The sequence below is a fragment of the Amycolatopsis saalfeldensis genome (assembly GCF_900110575.1).
In the GTDB taxonomy this organism is placed as follows: domain Bacteria; phylum Actinomycetota; class Actinomycetes; order Mycobacteriales; family Pseudonocardiaceae; genus Amycolatopsis; species Amycolatopsis saalfeldensis.
Genome location: NZ_FOEF01000030.1, coordinates 21,295 through 41,004, shown reverse-complemented (window position 1 = coordinate 41,004; position 19,710 = coordinate 21,295). Strand labels below are relative to the sequence as shown.

Sequence of the window (19,710 nt, the reverse complement as noted above, 5' to 3'; positions counted from 1 at the left end):
TTCGTGTGAACGATCGCGGTGGCGACGTTCGACGGCAGTCGAGTGCACGCTCGGCTGCCGCGCGCGAAGCCCGGACCAAGGCGCGCCGGTGCGACGTCACGTCCGCGCTCCTAGATCGAGACTTCAATTGGAGGACGCGAAACCTCTGAGACCCTGTGTTGGGCGCAGCAGGTTTTGCAGTAATTGAAGAGACGGCATCACGAAGTTTGCTGGCGCTTCATTAGACCCAGCGAAGAGACGAATCATGCCGAAATCTCAGAATGGCGGCTCTGCGTGTCGACCAGGGTCGCTCACAGCCGGGGAGAATTCTTGCGTCGGGTGCAGGTCCCTGATCGCGTTGTCGAGGCTCGTGCCAATCCCCTCGGCGATCGAGCGAGCAGCTCGAGGATTTTCTATCACCTCGCCGGTCTGATCTCCGGCGAAAATGGTGACAACGACGTGATCGGGGCTGTCGTCCGGCCCGCATTCGCGTCCAGGGAGAACTTTGTCACCCGGGAAATAGGTGATTTGGACGATGTAGCCGCGGCTCTGCCACCAGCCGATCTCAGAGTTCATGGGCGCCAACGTCCTGAGCCGGGTGCGGGCTGTCGCGACGGATCGTACCGGCGCGGCGCACGGTCACTTCCACGCCCGGCACAAGAGCCATGGAACACCCGATGAAGTGGTGGTGTGCCGGCCGATGCCACCGGCAAGCCGAGTTTGCATGCTGCGCGCCGCGTAGCCGCACTCGAGGGCCGCGTAGTCTGGCGGATACGTCCGAAATGCGCTGACCGGGTGACATCCGCAGCCGGGCGCGATCACCAGCAGTCACTACGTGGTGATGAAGTACGTGCTCGCCTACGTGAGTCCCCTGATGCCATTCGAGGGTGAGCGGAACAGACTGGGCGCAGTCCTCGTACTGATCGGGGGAGGACGTGGTGACCGTCAGCCGCACGCTCGGCGACCTGTGTGTGCGGCTTGGAGACACTGCGGAACCGGGTGAGGACCTGGCCTGTGCAGGGCTCGAGTGGGCAAACTTTGCAGCACTGCACAGGCCAATCCCTTGCCGGTGATCCTCTGGCGGGACTACGTGGTCCCGGTCGCCGGGAAATTGCCCGGCGTCGCGACCCAGGCCGCGACCTGCTGCCGGTTGTTCAACCCGATCTTGGTGAGGATGTTGCTCACGTGCTTCTCCACCGTCCTCGCGGAGATGACGAGCTTGCTGGCGATGTCGGGATTGCTCAGCCCCTCGGCGATCAGCTTCGCGATCTCCGTTTCCCGTCGCGACAGCGTCGCGCCCGCGCTCGAGGTCGACCGTGGCGCAGCCCGCCGCGGATCCGGGACCTGGCGATGCAAGGCCAGGTTGAGGGCCTCGTCCCAGGTGAGCAGACTGCCCTGCCGATACGCCGCGGAGTACTGCTGCGGGGTCAAGGCGCTGCGCACCAGCCGTTCGGCTTCGGCTCGCTGTTCCGCGAACGTGCGTAGGCCGGACATGACGGCTCCGGTCAGCTTCCGCATTTGGTCGGCGGCGCCGAACAGCCAGGCCGCATACTCGAACTCGCCCATCGCCGCCGCTGCCCAGGCGAGTGCTTCCACACTCCACACCGGGCCCCACTGGTCGCCGATCGCCTGCTGCTGGCTCAGCGCGTCGCGCAACATCCGGGTGGCTCGCTGCCGGTTGCCGAACCGCAGTCTGGCGAATCCCGCTGCCCACCAGGCCCAGGAAATCGACCAGATTCCTCCGCTGGCCTCGGCCTTTTTCAGCAGATCCTCGCTGGCCGGCAGCGCCGTGTCGCGATCGGTCAGGAAGCCGGCCGCCATGGTCGCGAACAGGTCCGCCATGTACGCATCGCCGTGCGCGCCGAGCCGGAGGAACCGGTCGCGCGCCTGCAGCTGCAACGCCACGGCGTCGGGGTGGGCGTCGACCAGCCATCGACGGATTCCTTCGGCGAAGCAGACGACGGCTTCCGCGAACCCGTTCTCGACGCCGGGTCCGAGTTCGCGGTAGGCGCCGCGGATCGTGTCTGCGTCACGGTGCTCCCCCTGGCACAGGGCCAGCCACGCGGCGCACGCCAGCGCCACGCGGCGCAGCTCGAGGTGACCCGCGCTGATCTGATCATGGCTCCGTCGCAGCCACATCCGCCCTTCGCCGATCGTGCCGTGGAAGAACCAGAACCGCACCCGCGTCAGCGCGATCGCGACAGTGATCGCGGAGACCTCGGCACCCGGCTCGTTCAGGCATCTGTCCATGAGCGCACGGATGTTGGGCAGGTCGGCCTTGAGCAGTGTTAGCAGCTCGATCTCTTTGGAGGAGTACCAGGTCGTTGAGGCGTCGACCACGAGGTTCTCGTAGTAGACGCGGTGCCGCTGCCACATTCGCGTGGTGTCGCCGAGTTCGTCGAGCCGCTCCTGGCCGTATTCACGCAGGGTATCCACGAGGGTGTACCTGGCGGGGCTTCGGCTGCGGTCAACGGTAAGGATCGACTGCTCGGTCAGGCTGGCAAGCAGATCGAGCACATCGTCGGCGACAAAGCCGCCGCCGGCGCAGACGGCTTCCGCGGCATCCACGTCGAAGCTGCCGGCGAACACCGAGAGCCGGGCCCACAGGGTGTGCTCGGCGTGCGAGCAGAGCGCGTAGCTCCAGTCCACTGTGGCGCGCAGAGTCTGGTGGTACGAGGGCACGACGCGGGGGTCGCCACCAGTGAGCAGCCGGAAGCGATCACTGAGTCGGCGCAGGATCTCTTGTGCCGACAGGGTTTTCAGTCGCACGGCGGCCAGTTCGATCGCCAGCGGGATGCCGTCCAAGCGGCGGCATAGCCGGGCAAGGTCGTGCAGATTGTCGTCGGAGACCGGGTATCCGGCGGCCGCGGCACGATCGACCAGCAGGCGAATGGCCTCGAACTCCGTGAGCACGGCGCGTCCGGACTCCAGAGTGTCCTCATCGGGGACCGAGAGCGGCGGAACGACGAAGACGTGTTCGCCGTGCACGTTGAGATGGGCTCGGCTGGTGGCGATGACCTTCAGATTAGGCGCGGCGCGCAGCAGCGTGCCGATGAGGACGCCGACGGCGTCCACCAGGTGCTCACAGTTGTCCAGGACGAGCAGCAGTCGCCGGTCCTGCAGGTGCTCGATGAGCGCCTCCATGGGTGGCCGGGCGGATTGATCGCGCACGCCCAAGGCCTCGGCGACGGCACTGGTAACCAGTTCCGGCTCGGCCAGCGCAGCCAGGGACACCAGGCGCACACCTCCCGGGAACGCTCGGCGCGATTCTTGCGCCAACCGCAGGGCGAGCCGGGTCTTGCCGACACCGCCGAAGCCGGTGAGCGTGACCAGCCGGGCGTTCGACAGCAGCCGCTTAGCCTCCGCCAGCTCGTTCTTGCGCCCGACGAACGTGGTCACATCGGCAGGTAGCTTACCTGCCGATGCGGCCGCATCCCGAATCGAGCGCTGGGCGGACATGACTCCACAGTAGGCCAATCGGCTGACTACACTAGGCCTTGTTCTCGCAGGTCACATGCCGAGTTCTCGTGTTCTGGCCCCGATCTGCCCGTCACGCCGGGCACCTCAGTCGAATCCACTGTGGAACACGCCCTGGTCCGTCAGGTGGCATTCTGCAGGGAATGGGCGTCGCACAATGGGAATCCCTGACACGGGAATCCGACTCGCCGGCCAGGCAGGTGATCACTGATGCGCGGGACGATCGCGCTGTCCACTGTGTCGGCTGAGTATCGCGTCTGACGGAAGCGGCTCATCGGAGCTACGATCTCACTCAACCCCACCCGTCGTTCAGAGCTCGCGCGGGGCCGCTTGGCTCCGCGGGCGGGGCGTCGGGAATGGAGGGAGTTCGGCGCAGCGCGCGTTCGCGGCGATCCGGTGGCGCCGCCTGATCATGGGCCTGCAGCTGGGCACCCAGGCTTCGCAGCGCCTCCTCGGTGCCGGTGGGCTGGCGGTTGCGGGTTACCGCGAGCACGCGGCGCGCGGCCTCGGGAGTCTGGACGAGGGTTCGCCATCCGCGGGTCGCGTCGGCGTCGCTGAGTGTCCACAGGTCCTGGCGGGTCTCCTGGTCGGGATAGAATCCGCGCGATCCGCGCAGGACACTGCCGGCGGCCGCGCACGCGGAGGCCCACGCTGCGGCGTTGTCGCGCAGCCATGCCAAGGGCGCCAGATCCGCGTCCAGGTCCTTGCCCCAGCGCATGCCCAGCGTCCGAGGAGCCAAGCCGATCATCGTGCTGAGCGAGGACAGGCCGGCACCGTCGACCAGAGCATGCGCCGCGGTTCGCCGCTGGTGCTGGTCGACGATCTCCAGCAGCAGCCGACGGCTGGTCTCGGCAACGAGCAGCTGCACACGCGGGTCGTCGCGATGGGTGCTGCCGCCGACGAGCTCGGCCTGCACGGTGTCAATCATCCGTTCCAGGTCACGGCGTACTTTGCCGGACACGGCGTCGGTCTCCACCGCTGGTGGCGCGGGTTGGCAATCTGCCTGCCGGCTGGCTCCGGTCAGCCACATGTCCAGCCTCAGCCCGTTGAGGCCGACTTTGACGATGTAGTCGATCGCCTTGCGGCCTTTGTCGTAGGTGTCCGCGAGCTCGGGCCGCGTCAGCGCGAACCGCGCCATATCCCACACCGACTGGTCGATCTTTCCGGGGAAGTCGGTGGTGCTGTGGCTCATCAAGGCGTCCAGCGGCGGTTCCTTGAGCATGGCCGGATGGGGCAACACGAACGCCAGGAAGGCCGCGACCTCCGCGGCATCGGTGCTTTCGCGCCTGAACCGCAGCTGTGCGGTGTCCACCTCGGCCAGGCCGCGGGACGACGCGGTCGCACGGCGTCGCATGGTCTCGATCGTCGGCCCGTCGCACCAGGTCAGGTACCAGCCCACAGTCTTGTGCGAGCTGTACTGGTCGTAGGTCGCCTCGACCCGGACGCCGGTCTTCACTTGCAGGGACCTGGCCAGCTTCCGCACCGCGCTGCTCCGACTCACCTCGTCTACCTTGCCGGGTGGCAGCTGATTTGCCAACTATCCTGAGCTGGGCATACCAGGGTTCCTGTCGAGTGCGTCGGCGGTGTGAGGCGACATCTCGCTGACCTAGGAACGTCACCAGGTGTTAGTAGGTGGCGACACTCGATGTCAGTAGATCGGCGTTCTCGCCTTGCCCGGCTCCACCGGTCGGCGCCGAGCGGCTGCCCGGCCTGCCGCTGCTCGCCCCGACCGCCGGGCTGCTCGCCCAGTTCCTCAGCCGCTGGTACGGCCCCGACTACCGCGGCGTGCTCGACGTCGTCGCCGACATCGACTCCCTCAACTACGGCCTCAACCTGCTCACCAGCGATCTGCTGCACGGGTGCCTGCTCACCACCGAACGCGTCGCCGACGCCGCACTAGAGGGCCGGCTGCCCGGCCAGGGCCTGCGCAAGATCGACTTCGCCGAGGACTACCAGCCCCGCCTGGAGATCGTCACCGGCATCTTCGCCCGAAAAGGCGAACGCGACCGCTACGCCGCCGACCACCCGATCAACCTGCTGTGGAACGCCTTCGCCAACGCAACACCAGCCAGCACCGTCTCCGCAGTCCTGCCCGGCTGAAACCGCCGCCCCACTTCCGCCCTCCTGGACTGATCGGCCGGCTCCACGTCACGGACTTCCCCGCCTGACGTGGCTGTTCGTCGTCAGACGCGGATCTGTCCGGTCCACGTTCCGCGCTCGACCTGGGAAATCCGGTAGCCCAGGGTGGCGGACAGGATGCCCAGCCCGTCGGCGATGCTGCATCTGGTCACGCCTTGGTTGATGAGCTTGATGACCGCCTGGACCTGGTCAAGTCCGGCCCTGGTTCGAAGATCGGCCAGTTCGGCCTCGGCAACCTCGCGGCGAACTGCCACGCGCCGCCACACCATGCCCCGGCGCTCCAGCTCCGCGACCAGGTCTGAGTCAACCGATCGCGGCTTCCCGCCCTGCCCATCCCGGAGGCTGCGGGCGTACTGAACACGCTGGTACTCGAGCGCGGGACCGAGTCGGAATCCCGTCGAGTCGATGAAGTCATCGGGCACGTTCAGCACAGGTGCGGCGACCCCGTCACTGCGTCGTGCGTCGAGCCACCTGTCACATGCGGCCAGGAGCTTGTCCTCGCGATACTCCCGGATCTCCATGATCAGTCCAGAGCGTTCCAAGGTTTTCCGCTGGCTCGCAGGCATTCTCCCCTGCTGGTGACTGTTGCGTTTTTGCTTGATCCGCGCGCCCAGCGGGTAGTGGTCGCAGCACAGCTCGCCGGCGTCGAGGTCCTGGTCACCTCCGCGCTCGCGCCAATGGCTCAGGTGCTCGAGGAACTCGGCGAATTTCGCGTCCAGCTTGTGCCAGGCGATTCCCCACTCGTCCAGCTGCTGCTTGACGTCGACAGGAACCGACTCGGGATCCTTGCGGGCCATCCCGCGGACCGTGGCCAGCCTCGAGCCCAGCGGAAAGTTGTTGTCTGGCATGCGAAATGCCGAGTGAACGCGAAGATCGCCGTGGATGTCGTGGTAGGACTTGCATGCCGCCATCAGGACTCGCCAGTGGTCCTCGACGTTCGCGGTTCGCTTGTCCCACACCATTCCGATCCGGTCGAGCGCCGCGACACGATCTGCAGTGACGATCCCCGACTTCCGTCGCGTGCGGTTGTTGGTCACGAACCGGTACAACTCCGGATCGGTTTCCTTGTCAGGGTGGAGATGTCCGGTGCGGCGGAAGTAGTCCTCGGCGAGGCCGTAGTTCTCCCACCACGTGGAGGATCCCGTCTCCACGGTGCGCACCGTGATCGCATGCGCGAACTGCGCGGGAACGTCACTGCCGTGCATGAGCAGCCAGCTCGGAAGCTCGCCGAGCTGCGCGGTGGCGTGGGAGCCGGTTCTGGCTGCCCGCGACCGGCTGGTGTCGAGCCAGCTCGCGAGGCGCTCATCGTGTGCGCGCAGCGCTCGTACGATCTGCCACACCAAGCTGAACGGTGAGCTTTCCAGGACAGCGGCAGGGTCTTCGTCGGCGTGCACGATGACCGGGATGACGACGTAGGCGGTCTTGTGCGGTTTGCCCCCGGTGCGCAGCGCTCGGCCGATGGCCTGCACGATGTCGATTGGGCTGCTGCGCTGGTCGGCGAACAGCACCGCATCGAGGTCGGGGACGTCCACACCTTCGGTCAGCACCCGCGCGTTGGCGATCACGACGGTGTCCTGGCCGGGGTTGTTCAGCTGCGCGAGGATCGCGCGGCGCTGCGGGCCGGTCATCTCGCCGCTGACCCAGTTCGCTGTGAGCTGGGCGCTGGGCATGAGGTCCTGGGCGAGCAGGTCGGCGGTGCGCGGGAGCATGGTCGCGAATCGAGCCGCGGATGCCACGCGGTGGTGGTAGCTGATGATGCGGCCCAGGCCGTACTCGTGGCTGGCCTTCAACAGGGCGATCTGGGCGGCCAGCATCTGCGCGGGCATGGTGCTGCCGTCGACGTCGACCAGGTGGCTGTCGGTGAGGGCGGCGATCTCCGCGTCGGTGACCATGCTGACTACGACGCGGTAGTCGGCCAGCAGTCCGGCGTCGATGGCCTCGGCGAATGGCAGCCGGTACGCCTCCCGGCCGAACACCTGTGGGTCGTCCATCGAGACGGACTCGTCGACGCTGCTGTTCATGATCCGCGGTGTCGCGGTCATGTACAGCCGGCGGGTGGCCGGGATGGTCCGATCGTCGTGGATGGCGTGCCAGGCCTTGCCTTTGTGGCCCGCCGATCGGTGCGCCTCGTCGACGACGATCAGTGGCCAGGGCCCAAGCTGGTGCTCACGGTGTGCGGCGGCGATGACCGGCAGGCTGGCGAAGGTGCTGAAGACGACCAGCCGGCCTGGTGCCTCCGCCGCGGCGGAGAGCTCGTCGGGCCGGGTGGAGACGTGCGCCGCGGTTCCGGACAGTTCCTCGGCCAGGTCGCTGGAATCGGCGGCGGTGGCGCCGGTGAGCACATCGGCGTCACTGCAGACCGCGAGCAGTCGTCCGGTGTATCCGTAGGCGACGTATTCCCGCGCGGTTTGGGCGAGCAGTTCCAGCGTCGGCACGACGACCAGGGCCGTGTCGGCAGCGAGCTCGTCGGCCACCGCTTTGCCGACCCCGGTCTTGCCAGTTCCGCAGGCCATGACCAGGTGGGCTCGCGCGGCGGTGCGCAGCTCGGCGACCGCGGCGTCCAGGGCCTTCCGTTGATGAGGCCACAGCTCTCGTTCGCCAGCTCGGCCACAGGTGCCGTGTCGGCCCGCTGCCGTCCCGACCCTCGTCCGGTGAGCGGTAGCCGGCACTATCCCCTCCTCCGGGAACTCAGCGTGGACGTCGATGGTATTCGGCGCCTTGACGACATGGTGTTCGGGCCCGGTTCGAAGACCCTGTTCGGCGGGGCCGTTGCCGCACGTCTGGTGCGCGCGCGACTAGGGCCCGAGCTGATCCGGTGTGGCCGACGAGGCGCCGTCCTCGTCGGCAGCATCCGACGATGCGGGAGTCAGCCACGGCGGGAACAGGATTTCGGTTGCCTGCGGGTCCAGCGCGCGACGGCGTTCGTTGCGGTCTGCGATCTGCTCAGCGAGGAGCCTGGTCTGCGGCTTGGACAGCTGCAGCGGTGGCGGTCGCGGGGACTCCCGGTTGGCTTGGCGGGTGTGCGCGGCCAGCAGGACGAAGATCGCTGCCGGAACTGCGATGACGGCGATCAGTACCGCCAGAAGCCAGGCAGTCATCGACTCACCTGCATCCGCGCGACGCGACGCAGCGCTGGCTGGAGCGCGATCACGAGGGCCGGACAAGCGCGAGGTTCGGGCTGCGGTCTGGGCATCATCATCGGTTTCAGGAGCGGGTGGTGCCACGGTGATCGAGGCTGAGGGCTTCCGTGATGGCTGGGCGACGTAGTCGGGGTGTTCACCGGACCCCAGTGGCAGTAACGTTACTGACGGCGCGTTACTGGATCAACCTCTTGGTGCTCACTACCGGGTGAAGCGGCGATCGTCAACGATCGCCGCGCCGGCGCAGGAGCGTCCAGCACGTACTCGAAGGAGACTTGTCGTGCAGCTCAGCCTCCCCCACGACCTCGCCACGCTGGTCCAGTACACGGCGGCACGGTCCGGCAGCGACCCGCGGCAGTGGGTGTGCGCCATCCTGCGCGGGCATCTCGCGTCGCTGGCTGACGCCGGAACACCGATGCCCGAGGCCGTTGATGACGCCTCGCTGGTACTCACCGTCCTGGCGCAATCGGACCTGATCAACGGCCAGGACGACCACCTCGCACACTGCGACGTTTTCGACCTGGTGGTCCAGCGGCTTGCCTGGCCGGACGACGAGCAGAGCGACATTCGGCTGACAACCGCGCTGGGGAAAGTCTTCGTGCGCCAGATCCAGGCCTGGGCTCCCAGCTTGCACGGACCGGGCAGGAAGGTGGCGGCGTACTCCGTGCGGGCGTTGCTGCGCGCGATGACCCATCCCGAGACTCCTGGTCACCGCCTGCACCTCGTAGGGCCCGCTGACTAGCAAATCCGTCTGCCCGAACAAGTGTGCGCCGCGGCGCAGGTGGAAGTGTCCGAGCTGGCAGTGGCCATCCCGGTTGCTGTTGTCCACTGTGGATCGCCTATGAAACTGGTTGGGTTTACCGCGATCCGGTGGCGCTGCTGGAAACAGTGGACGATGCGGCTGGAGCAACACTGGGCGCAGTCGATGCGGTGGCTGCCAGGCTTTGGCGGATCCTGGCCGCATCGCGAGGCCCGATGCGGGCGGCAATCCCCATCGAGGCGACGTCAGGATCTCCGCCACGCGAATGACACCGATGAGGATCGATTGGTCCTTCCCGTCACGGCCGAAGAGGCGGCGGGAGCTGGTCGGCATCTCGACGATTCGGAGGCATGACCAGAGCGTCCATAGTGGACGCTTTGCTCTTGTCACTGTGTTGGCTACAAGCGCGTCCTTGCTGTTGCGGTGCGGAGCCCGGCCACGTGGCGGTTGAGATCGGTCCGGCGCCGCAGCAGCGCCCACACCGTCGCGAAGATCAGGACGAAGACGTATCCCGCGAGGACGGCTTCCGGCACCCATGACTCCGGTCCGACCCCGAGAGCGGCTGAGGGGCGCGAGAGCACGAGCAGTGCCAGGAAGGTCAGCAGGATGCTCGCGGTGAGGCTGGAAGTGCCAATCCTGCGGCGTCGAGTGCGCGCGGCGCGCGACTCCTGATCCGGCCCGGTGACGCAGAGGGCAGTGACGGCCAGCGCTGTGACGGCGAGCAAGACGAGGATTCCGACGGTTCCGCTGACGACGGCCACCCGCGCGAACATCTGCGCGTCCACGCCGGTGGCGGTCGCCGTGCCGATGGCCGCGAACCCGAGCAGAGTCTGGGCTGCGGTCGCAATGACGGGTCGGTGCCGGCGTGTGCTGGCTGTCCCGAGCGAGGCTGGTGCCGCGCCATCGCGTCCGAGCTGGACGGCGCACGCCGTTGATGCGACATGCAGGGCCACGGTCCCGGCCGCGGCGCTGGCGGCAACGATCCAGCCGCCCGCGATCAGCGGACCCGGGCTGGGTGCCGCCGCGTCCACGGCGGAGCCCTTGGCCGCGATGCTGAGCGCGAGTGTGGTTCCCGCCGTCAGCCCGACGAGCAGGCCGATCGTGGCGGCGCCGGCTCGGGTAATCCCGCGGTGCCCGGCACGACAGGAGCTGATGTACATGACGCTGGTCTCCACACCGGCGAAGACCGCAGCGCCCAGGATCAGCAACGCCGGGCCCGTCGCTTCGGCCGTCCACCCGCCGAGCGGCGCATGCAGAACTGACCCGTTAAGGACAATGAAGACCATGGCGGCGACTTGGATCGCGGCGACGCCGCAGAGCACGGCCCGGACGGTCGCCAGGCGCCAGGCGCCCACGGCGCCGGCGACCAGAATCGCCGCTACCGCACCGATCTGCCACGGCATCTCGTCGCCGCCGCCGTCGACGGCGGTCGCGACGGACACAGCATGCCCGGCCATCCCGGCCATTCCCGCGACCAAGGCTGTGTAAGAGGTGACCGCGACCCATCCTGCGGCGGCACCCGGCAGGCGTCCGAGGCCGTGCGCTACCACGGTGGAGAAGCCGGCCGGAATCCCGGATTCGGCCAGGGTGCGCGCTGCCGCGAGATAGCCGACGCCCTGCAGCGCCACCAGCGCGCCGACGACCACGACGACGATCGCGAGACCGGCTGTCCCGGCGCCAGCGGTGATGAGCAGGACGACTTTGGTGGCGGGCGCGGCCGCGCTCAGCGAGATCACGACGACGCCGGCGGTCGAGATCCGGTGGCGGCCGGCACCCAGGCGCACGGAGCCGGGGGTGCCGGGTGACCACGGTGACGAGTGCATGACAGGAAAGCTCCCGGGGCGAGGGATGCGGCTCAGAGGGCGGTGGCGTGCACGTGGAGCGCGAGGGCGACGGCGGAGAGGATCGGCGTGACCTGCGGTGCGGGCTCGGCGGCGTCCAAGCGCGCGATCGTGGTGTCGCTCAGCATCAGGTCGGTGCTCTCGCCGTCGAGGTGCAAGAGGGTCAGCAGCCGCCACAGGGCCGCCGCGGTGGTGTCGACGGGGTCGCGGTCCGCGGCCGCGGTCAGGTAGAGGTGCGGACGTCGGATCGCGCGCAGTCCGACGAACTCGAACCGGGGGCGGCGACGGCATCGCGCGCTCCGCGGTTGTGCGTCGCCCTGGCCCGCCAGCCGCGTCCACACCAGGGGCGTCACGATGTCGGCCAGGACGTACAGACTGTCGGTCACCGATCGGGGCCGCGCTTTCCGGCGAAGATCGTGCAGGACTCGGTGAGTCAAGGGGTCATCGCCGGAGTGCCCGGCCAGGATGCGAACGCATCCTGGCGGCTCGAGGCGGATCCGCTTCTCGATCGCGAGATCGATGAGAACCGCCGCGGCGAGCGCCAGCTCCATGGTGGCTCGATCGCGGACAACCGGGTCGAGCTGGATGTCGCCGGCGTGGTTCGCCGCGAGGAGCAGATCGGCCACCCGCGGTTGACGCTGCGATGGGCAAGCCCGGGACGAAGCGCTCTTCCGGGGATCGAAGGGCACTCCGTCCCGGCTCCGCCCGGCCGCGGGGAAACCGGACGCGGTGGAGCCCGGCTGGCCGCGCTGGGCGGGAATTGCGTCGCGCCGGTCGTCCGGTCGCGGCGCCGCCGCTGCCAGACCGACGCGCTCGGCCGCGATGGGCTCGTCGTCGACTGTGCCCGGGTCGCGCACTACGTTGGTGACCTGCAACGGTGGTGCGCTCCCCTCGGGCGACAGGTGACGGAAAATGACCTACAGCGTGTAGCGGGGGCTTAGCCTTCCGGAATGTGACGACCGCGGGAATGGCTCGCTGGTGCCTCGGTGGTGCCACGGCGAACCACGGCCCGTTATCAATCGGTTATCTGATACAGGTGTGGACATGGTGCAGGTTCGACACTGGACAGGCCGTGAAGCGGCGATTCTGCGGCAGGCGATGCGTATGCCGATCCGCGAGTTCGCCGCAAAACTGGGCATCGGCGTCAGGACCGTGAACAGGTGGGAGGCGCGCGGCGTCACCGTGAGCCCGGGGCCGGCCTCGCAGGAAATCCTCGACGCGACAGTGGATTTGGCGAGCGAGGACGTGCGCGGGCGCTTCCTGCTGGGGCATCGCGTGGCTCAGCTCGAAGCCGGTACTCCTGCCGTCGCCGTTGACACGAGGCGACCCGTGGACGTACAGCTGGAGGAGTCGGCTGACGTGCTGGACGGGTCGCCAGCCGACACGGTGCGCAGGATCGAGGAGTTCACGGCGACGGACATGGCGACCAGGCGCTCGGTGCTGCTGGGCTTGTCGCTGCTGACCGGCGAACAGCTCGTGCGGCAAGTCCAGCAGTGGACGACGTCGCTGCCTCTGGTGCAGGTGCCCACGGATCGCTTGGGTGACGACGAATTGGCCGGGCTGGAGCAGTCTGTGGTGTTCTTCCGCCGCTGGGACGCGTCCGGAAACGGTGGCCTGCATCGAAAAGCCGTCGTCGGTCAGCTCAACGCCGTGGCCGAAGCCGTCAGCCAGCCTGCTTCGGCGGCCACGCGCCGGCGTCTGCTGCAGGTGGTGGCGGAGCTGGCGCAGCTGGCGGGCTGGATGACCTACGACACCGGCGCGTTCGGCCTCGCGCAGCGGTATTACCTGTTCGCTCTCGACGCTTGCCGTCACGTCGAGGCGGCCGACCTCGGCGCCAAGATCGTCGGCGACATAACGCAGATGTCCACCGCTCTGGGCCGCTACGACGACAGCGTGTCCCTGGTCCGGACAGCCGCGGCCCGCCTTCCTCGCAACGCCAGCGCGCTGGTCCGCTCGGAACTGCTCGGTCTGGAAGCCCGCGCCTGCGCGCAGCTGGGTCCCGCGCAGGCGTCGGCGGCGCTGCGCGCGGTGGATGCCTGCGTCGAGACGTTCGAGGGCGCCTCGACCCGGGATCGGCCGGACTGGGTGCACTACCTCGATCAGGCCGAGGTCGAGTGTCTGGCGGCCAACGCCTACACCGAGCTCGCCCTGGTCGACACCCGTCCCGCGCGCGCCGCGACGTACGCAGGTCGCGCGGAGCAGCACGTTATCAACACTGTGCGTGCCCGGGAGGGTAGCTACCTGCGCAGCCGCATTCTCGACGACCTGCGGCTGGGCAGAATCCGCCTCGCGCAGCAGGAGCCGGCCGAAGCGGCCATGATCGGCCTGCGCGCGGTGCAGCAAGCGCAGGGGATGAGGTCGACCGTGGTGACCAAGTGGCTGACCGGTCTCGCCGGCCCGTTGAACCTTCGCTACGGCAGTGTGGCCGAAGTGTCGGAATTCATCGACGCCCTGACCGCCTACATTCAGTCGGTCACGGCGAAAGGGGTGCTGTGACGTCCTCTGCTGGTGACACGTTCGTGCGGATCGACCGGGCCGGTGAGCGTGCCGCGGAGCTGGCGCCGGCTCTCACCGCGATCTACTCGGAGGTGTACGCCGAACCGCCCTACCTCTGGGGAGAAGAGCACACGTCGATGTTCGTCCGGTGGTTCGCCGGCCAGCGGGTGGCACCGGGATTCGATCTTGTGGTCGCGCGCGCGGACGACGAGATCGTCGGATTCGCATTCGGTGTCACCCTGCGGCCCGACACGCCGTGGTGGAGCACCGTCACCACACCGGTGGACGCCGAGCTGGTCACCGAAACCCCTGGCCGAACCTTCGCGCTGGTCGAACTGCTGGTCTGCCGTGAGTGGCGGCGACGCGGAGTGGGCAAGCGTCTGCACGACCAGCTCTTCGAGGGCCGGCGCGAGCAGCGAGCCACGTTGACCGTGCTGCCCGAGGCGGAGCCGGCGCAACGCGCCTACCGGGTGTGGGGCTGGAGGCGCGTGGCCCAGAAGACGAATCCGCTGCCCGCCGCCCCGACCTTCGACGTGATGATCAAGCCGCTGTCGCCGCGTGTCTCGCAGGGCCCGCGACCCGCGTGACGCTATCGTCGGCGCATGGGCAAGGGGAACCGCAACCGGCGTGACCGTGACGATCGGCCGAAGCCACAGCCGCAGCAGGTCGCCGGAATGGCCGCCGATGAGCCGATGCCGAAGCGGGATGCCCCCGGCGAGCAGGGACGCTGGGCGCAGCGGGTGCTGGATCAGACCCTGCACGCGACGCTGTTCCTGCTGAACTACGTCGCGTTCGTCGACCAGGGCGGGTTCGACGTTCCGGTAACGGAAGCGCGGAGGGAAGACGAAACCCAGCAGGACTACGAAAAACGCCGTGATGTGACGCGGATGCTGAAGGAAACCGAGGCCGCGGCTGGCAGCTGGGCTGAACTCTGCGTCGACGAGCTGCGCAATATCAAGCCTTCCGACGCCGGCGAGGTCGCGAAGATCATCCTCGGTGAGGGCATCGAGTGGTGCCGACAATCGTCATTCGACCCGCGCCCTTCGGACATGGTGGCAGGTGCGCGTTCGCTGCTGCAGCACCTGTGCCCGGCCGAGCACAAGCTCGACGCCGTGGCATCGATGATGACCATCTTGGATGCGGTGACCAAGGGCCGCCGGTTACCCATCGACGAGATCGCCCCGTTGAACCCCATCGGCACGATCCACGCCGCGGCCGCGCTCACCGGGCACCTCTTCGCCCAAGCCGAATGTGTCCCGGACCGCGCCGCGACTCAGCGGGAGCTGATCGACAAGGGCAAGCAGTGCGCCGACTCTCTGTCCGGCCACTGAACTGGCACCGAGGAAAGGTCGAGCGGTGCGGGGCCCGTGGATCTATTCCGGAATCCAGGCACCGTCCATATAGCTATCGGGTTCGCCCGGAAGACGCGGGGGGCTGGGTTCAGCCATCCATTGCACGGTGACAGGCTGCCGATGGGAAGCGTAGTACTCCGCAACCGTGGCATACACCAGATTTATGGGCACCTCACTGCGAGGCGGCCGAGGAGCTTCATAGCCCTTGATGTCACGATAACTGGCGAGGTCCTCGTTCATCCCAACCGTCGGCACGAATGACTCCCGCGGTGTTGACCAGACAAGTGAACCGACTGCGCCGCGAACGCCGACACGCAGACCTTCTGTGGCGTCGGGCCCGACGTTCAGCCTCCAGAATCGGCCCCCCGTCATGTCCGGATCTTCCAGCTTCTCGTTTTCTGCCCGCAAGGTCCGCAAGAGCGCATCAAGATCGGCGACTTGAGTGATGTCGTATTCGACAGCCTCAGGCAAGACGTCATCCATCAGAACTCAGCATCCCTTTCGTAGTGACGCTCGACGGGCTCGTGGCCCTTGTCCTCGTCAGTACCATACACCGTAACCGAAAAAGGCAACGTTTGAGAGACTTCTTGCAGCATTTTGTCACAGTAGTGGCACGGCTTGTTGTTGACCACAATGACGACATTATCGGGACGCTCCCACGGGTGCATCTGACTTACTTTTATCGAGAGCATAGCCAGTAGTTTTATCTCCACATGCGCCGCAGATATTTCCTTGTCGTCTTTTGACACTGTGTCCGGGAGACGCTGAAGGTTTACCCATTCTAAGACAGCCTTGTACCTCTGCCGCTCCTCCCACGGGTCCCGGTCGTAATAAACGGCATCTCGCCCACCTTCTCCCGAAAGGACGAGATCCCAATTGGGGTATCTAGTCGTGAATCCGTGGGATTTCTCGCGCGGCGCGCGGGGAGGAAGGTGTTGTACCCTGTCCCCCGCCTCCGCAAAATAGCGAAATCCCCCTCCGCCTTCGATAATTCTCCGGTCGCCGCTTCCGTCGGGCGAACCCGGAGGCGGCGGGTCTCCCGGTGGCGGGGTCGATCCGCCACCTCCGCCGCCTCCGATGGCGGCAGTGCGCCCCCCTGCAGGTGTGGCACCGTAGGCGCCGAGTTGAGTTCGTGGGCTTCGAGGATTCTGGGACGCCAGGGCGTACTCAGGCTGTCTCCCCCCAGCGAATCTGGACAGCTCCCACGGGGTCGGGGCGTACCCGTCTGCGGCCAGTCTCTGTCGAGGAACCAGCAGCAGGTGTGCCTGCTGTTCTGGGCGACCGATGGCGTCCTGCGGGTTTGACCCGAGTGCCACGGCGAGCGCGTTCGGGTATCGCTGCAGCGTCTCCAGCAAGCTCGGCGCTGCCGTCGGCCAACGGAGTCGCCTGCGAAGGAATAGCAGAGCCGGCCTTCCTTGGCCGGGGATCCCGACGGCCTTGGCGGCGAGGCTGGCGGGCAGGTGGATCATCTGCCACAGGCGGCGCAGCGGACGACCCATCACGATGAGGACCGTCGTAACCATGGCGGCGATGAGGATCTGCACCCAGACCGACAGGGTGGTGTCCGCCGCGAGCAGCGCCTGGATCACGACGGAGTGCACGCCCGCCAGGACGGAGATCACGACGAGGTGGAAGCCGACGGTGCCGGCGACTTTCACCACGGCGCGCAGGAGATCGGGCTTGAGCAGCGCGACCAGACCGATGAGGGGCGCGGTGAGGATGAACAGCCGAATGAGGACCTGGGCGGCGAGGACGGCGGCGTTGGCCAGCAGCGGGAAGCTCGACATGCTGGCGGCTTCGGCAAGGGAGAGCAGTCCGGCGCCTGTGCGCGAGCCGGCCTCGCCGGTGAAGTAGCCGGTTGCCGGGCCAAGTTTCGTCGAGATGTCCCTGTATGCGGCCTTTTTCGCATCAACAGCCTGCTGGTTGCCGTCCGAGCCGTCGCGCAGCTGTGTCCAGGTGAACGCCTGCGCATCGAGCAGTGGACGGCCGAACTGGCCGGCTTGTGGAGCGGTGGGACTGCCGAACTCGCCGCGGAGCCAGTTGTCGTAGATGACGTGCTCGTGCAGCGCGGTGGGCAGCGCGTCGCGGGCGGCGGGATCGTTTTCCTGTTCGGTGAAGCCGTTCTTGATGTTCGTGGTGGTCGCCACGATGGCGTGGTCGATGGGTCCGAGGTAGGCCAGCATCGCGATGGAGGACGCGGCGATCCAGGTGCCGGCGAGCCCGTAGAGCGCGCGCTTGCTGACCGCGGCGAAGTCGCCTTTCCAGATCCGAGGCACCAGGGCGAGGGACAGCAGGAGCGCGGCGAGGGCGAACAGCTGGGTGTAGATGTTGGCGAACGACTTGTCCGCGCCGGATTTCACCGCGCTGTAGATAGGTGTGAGCAGCGACCCGTCCGCCACCATGTATTGCAGGGAGTTGGTGGTGCCGACGATCCCTTTGCTGATGTCGAGCAGCTGCCCGCCGGCCCAGGTGTCGAAGCCGAGCGATGGGCTGGTCAGCCCCGACAGCGGGCCGCAGTCGGTCTCGTAGGTGTTCCACACCAGCCCGGCGTAGCCGTAGTCGGCGTAGGGACTGCCGCTGGTCCCGTGCGCGGCCGGGTCGAGGGCGCCGACTAAGCCCGATCCAGGCCGCTGCGGGTTCGGCGCCTCCCCGCACGCCGCGGCGACGGCGGGCGGGGCAGTGGCCAACAGGTGGACAGCCAGGACGCCAGCAACGGCGATGACGCTCCAGGCCCGGCGCGAATTCGGCATCCGCGCGGAGCGGGGAGTTCGGCGGCGACACTGGCGTCGCGCGGTGAGCACGCCCAGCACGATCGCCAGCAGCAGAATCATCCGTGCGACTCCAGCTGCCGATCGCGGCCAACCAGGTTGGCGGTGCGGTTGCGCGACTGAGGATCCCGCGTTCGCGTAGTGGTGCTGCCCCGCTCTACCACCGCGGCGCGGTGTTCGCGCCGCCGCACTGTCCGGCTGGCCTGGCGATTTCGCGCATGGTGGTGCGACCCCTCCCCCGGCGAATGCTCACTGTCGGTGCCCTCTCGACCTCAGAGAGGTTACGTCCAAATGGTCGTACTGTGAAGGGATCACCAGCGACCGCCCATGCCGTCTCGCGCGAGCGTGCCAACCAGCATGGGCCTCTCCCGCTACCGGCCGGACCGGTCAGCGTCGACACTGCCGGTAGCGTGGCGTGGTGAATCAGGCACAGACGGCTCTCATCAGCGCGGTCACCGCGGCCCTGGTGACGATGCTGATCGAGTTCGCGGCCAAGCCCCGGCTGGAGGCACGCAAGGACCGGGTTCTCGAGCTGCATCGCGAGCGGCGCAAGCTGATGGCGAAACTGGTGGTCCTGCCGTACGAGACCCGGCATGTCGTGCTGCTTGCGAGCCCTGGTCTGGCGTGGGGGATGGGGAAGGTCGCGCTGGAGGATGCCGGTGAAGTCACCGGCGGGCTGCAAGCCGATCTCGCCAAGCTCGGCGACCTGCTGAGCATTCGTCAGCGCAATTTGATGGGGCGGTTGCTCGGCCTCATCGACGTTCGGCTCATGACGTTGAGCTACCTGGTGCTGCTGCATGAAACGTCGGGGGTCATCGCGGAGGAAAGCGCACGCCGTCCCCTGGCTGCCCAGCTTCCGATGGCCGAAGAATTCCATCGCCACTACTTCGGCGTGGTCGAGTGCCTCGCCGGCAGCTACACAATTCTCGCGCTGAGCAGGTGGAGACCGTGGTCCTACGCCCGCACCATCGCCGACTGGACCCGGAAACTGGACGCAGAGAACGCCAAGATGCAGGCGGCCGCGCAGGCCAGTGATCATTCGCCGCCCGCTGAGTGATCACCGGTCGCTCGCAGGTCAACCAACTGCAGTCCGGTCCGCCGGCGCCGACCTCCTGTCGGCCAGGAACTCGCCCTGGACGTTCGTCTGCGACAGCGCGAACGCGGCGGAGTGTCAGGTTCCAATCCACGTCGAGACGCTGGCGATCGTCTCGTCCATCTGGGCTTCGTAGGCCTTCCGAGTCTTCTTCTCGGCTTCGCGACGTTGCCGACGCAGGGTCGCTGCCGCGAGGCCGGCGCCCTCCGCGCGCGCGAGTGCGGTCCCTACATGCGCGCAGAGACTGGTGAGCGTCACCCAATCCGGGCCCTGTTGCTGCAGCAGCGCGGCGATCTCCCGGTCGTCGGCGTAGCCGAGTTCGTCCGTCGAGGACGGACCAAATTCTGGGGCACAGGCCCGCTTGAGCTCGGTGGCATCGCAGAGCATCGCGGCCAGCGCGGCCGGTGGCAACGTCTCCAAGTTGTCCGGGTGCTCGGCAGGCGGACCGCCGGCTTGGGCCGCGAGGACGCGCACACAGCGTCCGATCAGGACTGTCACTTTGCGTTCGGTGCCGTCGGGCTGGCTCGCCCAGGTGTCCTCGGCGTGGTCGATGTGCCAGAGCGTCAGCAGTTCGCCCCAGGCGAGAGCTGCGGTCCACGGGGTCCACTCGCGTGACATCACTGGATCCTTTCTGCGTCATGGCTTGGTGTGATCCGGTGGCGCTT

16 protein-coding genes are annotated in these 19,710 nt (G+C 67.6%); 6 read left to right on the top strand and 10 right to left on the bottom strand.

The window, feature by feature from the left end; all coding sequences use genetic code 11:
* Window positions 1-255: 255 nt before the first annotated feature.
* The 3 genes from BMY97_RS46560 to BMY97_RS41440 all read right to left on the bottom strand — a co-directional run bounded on the left by BMY97_RS46560 (window position 256) and on the right by BMY97_RS41440 (window position 4,912).
* Complete coding sequence (locus BMY97_RS46560) at window positions 256-555, bottom strand: hypothetical protein (RefSeq protein ID WP_143086452.1); 300 nt, start codon at window positions 553-555, stop codon at window positions 256-258.
* Window positions 556-1,065: 510 nt separating this feature from the next.
* Window positions 1,066-3,438, bottom strand: a complete 2,373-nt coding sequence (locus BMY97_RS41445; RefSeq protein WP_091628569.1) for a LuxR C-terminal-related transcriptional regulator — start codon at window positions 3,436-3,438, stop codon at window positions 1,066-1,068.
* Between the two features lie 310 nt (window positions 3,439-3,748).
* Window positions 3,749-4,912, bottom strand: coding sequence for a hypothetical protein (locus BMY97_RS41440; protein WP_091628568.1), 1,164 nt, complete (start codon window positions 4,910-4,912; stop codon window positions 3,749-3,751).
* 176 nt (window positions 4,913-5,088) lie between these two features.
* Between BMY97_RS41440 and BMY97_RS41435 the strand changes: the two genes are divergently transcribed.
* Window positions 5,089-5,556, top strand: coding sequence for a hypothetical protein (locus tag BMY97_RS41435; protein ID WP_177231793.1), 468 nt, complete (start codon window positions 5,089-5,091; stop codon window positions 5,554-5,556).
* 83 nt (window positions 5,557-5,639) lie between these two features.
* Here the strand turns inward: BMY97_RS41435 and BMY97_RS41430 are convergent, their stop codons facing one another.
* Both BMY97_RS41430 and BMY97_RS41425 read right to left on the bottom strand, forming a co-directional pair.
* Complete coding sequence (locus tag BMY97_RS41430; protein WP_091628566.1) at window positions 5,640-8,264, bottom strand: DEAD/DEAH box helicase; 2,625 nt, start codon at window positions 8,262-8,264, stop codon at window positions 5,640-5,642.
* 126 nt (window positions 8,265-8,390) lie between these two features.
* Window positions 8,391-8,693: a hypothetical protein gene (locus BMY97_RS41425; protein WP_091628565.1), complete on the bottom strand. Its 303-nt coding sequence runs from the start codon at window positions 8,691-8,693 to the stop codon at window positions 8,391-8,393.
* A 322-nt stretch (window positions 8,694-9,015) separates the two neighbouring features.
* On the opposite strand from BMY97_RS41425, the gene BMY97_RS41420 reads away from it, so the two are divergent.
* On the top strand, window positions 9,016-9,477 hold the full coding sequence (locus BMY97_RS41420) for a hypothetical protein (protein ID WP_091628563.1): 462 nt from the start codon (window positions 9,016-9,018) through the stop codon (window positions 9,475-9,477).
* A gap of 416 nt (window positions 9,478-9,893) precedes the next feature.
* Here the strand turns inward: BMY97_RS41420 and BMY97_RS41415 are convergent, their stop codons facing one another.
* Complete coding sequence (locus BMY97_RS41415) at window positions 9,894-11,279, bottom strand: APC family permease (protein WP_143086450.1); 1,386 nt, start codon at window positions 11,277-11,279, stop codon at window positions 9,894-9,896.
* Window positions 11,280-11,350: 71 nt separating this feature from the next.
* The gene (locus BMY97_RS41410; protein WP_091628560.1) at window positions 11,351-11,962 is read right to left on the bottom strand and encodes a GPP34 family phosphoprotein; all 612 of its coding nucleotides are present in this window, start codon (window positions 11,960-11,962) and stop codon (window positions 11,351-11,353) included.
* Window positions 11,963-12,380: 418 nt separating this feature from the next.
* Between BMY97_RS41410 and BMY97_RS41405 the strand changes: the two genes are divergently transcribed.
* The 3 genes from BMY97_RS41405 to BMY97_RS41395 are packed head-to-tail and all read left to right on the top strand — an operon-like array spanning window position 12,381 to window position 15,163.
* Entirely contained in the window at window positions 12,381-13,832 is a 1,452-nt protein-coding gene (locus tag BMY97_RS41405) for a helix-turn-helix domain-containing protein (protein WP_483860490.1), read from the top strand.
* A complete protein-coding gene (locus BMY97_RS41400; protein WP_245787765.1) occupies window positions 13,829-14,419 on the top strand; it encodes a GNAT family N-acetyltransferase in 591 nt (196 codons plus the stop codon). Before BMY97_RS41405 ends, BMY97_RS41400 begins: the two co-directional genes overlap by 4 nt.
* Before the next feature lie 15 nt (window positions 14,420-14,434).
* On the top strand, window positions 14,435-15,163 hold the full coding sequence (locus tag BMY97_RS41395) for a hypothetical protein (protein ID WP_091628559.1): 729 nt from the start codon (window positions 14,435-14,437) through the stop codon (window positions 15,161-15,163).
* A 42-nt stretch (window positions 15,164-15,205) separates the two neighbouring features.
* Here BMY97_RS41395 and BMY97_RS41390 read toward each other — a convergent pair whose 3' ends face one another.
* The gene (locus BMY97_RS41390; protein WP_091628557.1) at window positions 15,206-15,667 is read right to left on the bottom strand and encodes an Imm1 family immunity protein; all 462 of its coding nucleotides are present in this window, start codon (window positions 15,665-15,667) and stop codon (window positions 15,206-15,208) included.
* Window positions 15,667-18,015: a hypothetical protein gene (locus BMY97_RS41385; protein ID WP_091628556.1), complete on the bottom strand. Its 2,349-nt coding sequence runs from the start codon at window positions 18,013-18,015 to the stop codon at window positions 15,667-15,669. Before BMY97_RS41385 ends, BMY97_RS41390 begins: the two co-directional genes overlap by 1 nt.
* Before the next feature lie 355 nt (window positions 18,016-18,370).
* On the opposite strand from BMY97_RS41385, the gene BMY97_RS41380 reads away from it, so the two are divergent.
* Window positions 18,371-19,009 carry a hypothetical protein gene (locus tag BMY97_RS41380; protein WP_143086449.1) on the top strand — a complete coding sequence of 213 codons (639 nt, stop codon included), beginning with the start codon at window positions 18,371-18,373 and terminating at the stop codon, window positions 19,007-19,009.
* Between the two features lie 114 nt (window positions 19,010-19,123).
* On the opposite strand, the gene BMY97_RS41375 is transcribed toward BMY97_RS41380, so the two are convergent.
* Window positions 19,124-19,663: a hypothetical protein gene (locus BMY97_RS41375; RefSeq protein WP_091628552.1), complete on the bottom strand. Its 540-nt coding sequence runs from the start codon at window positions 19,661-19,663 to the stop codon at window positions 19,124-19,126.
* Between the last annotated feature and the right edge of the window lie 47 nt (window positions 19,664-19,710).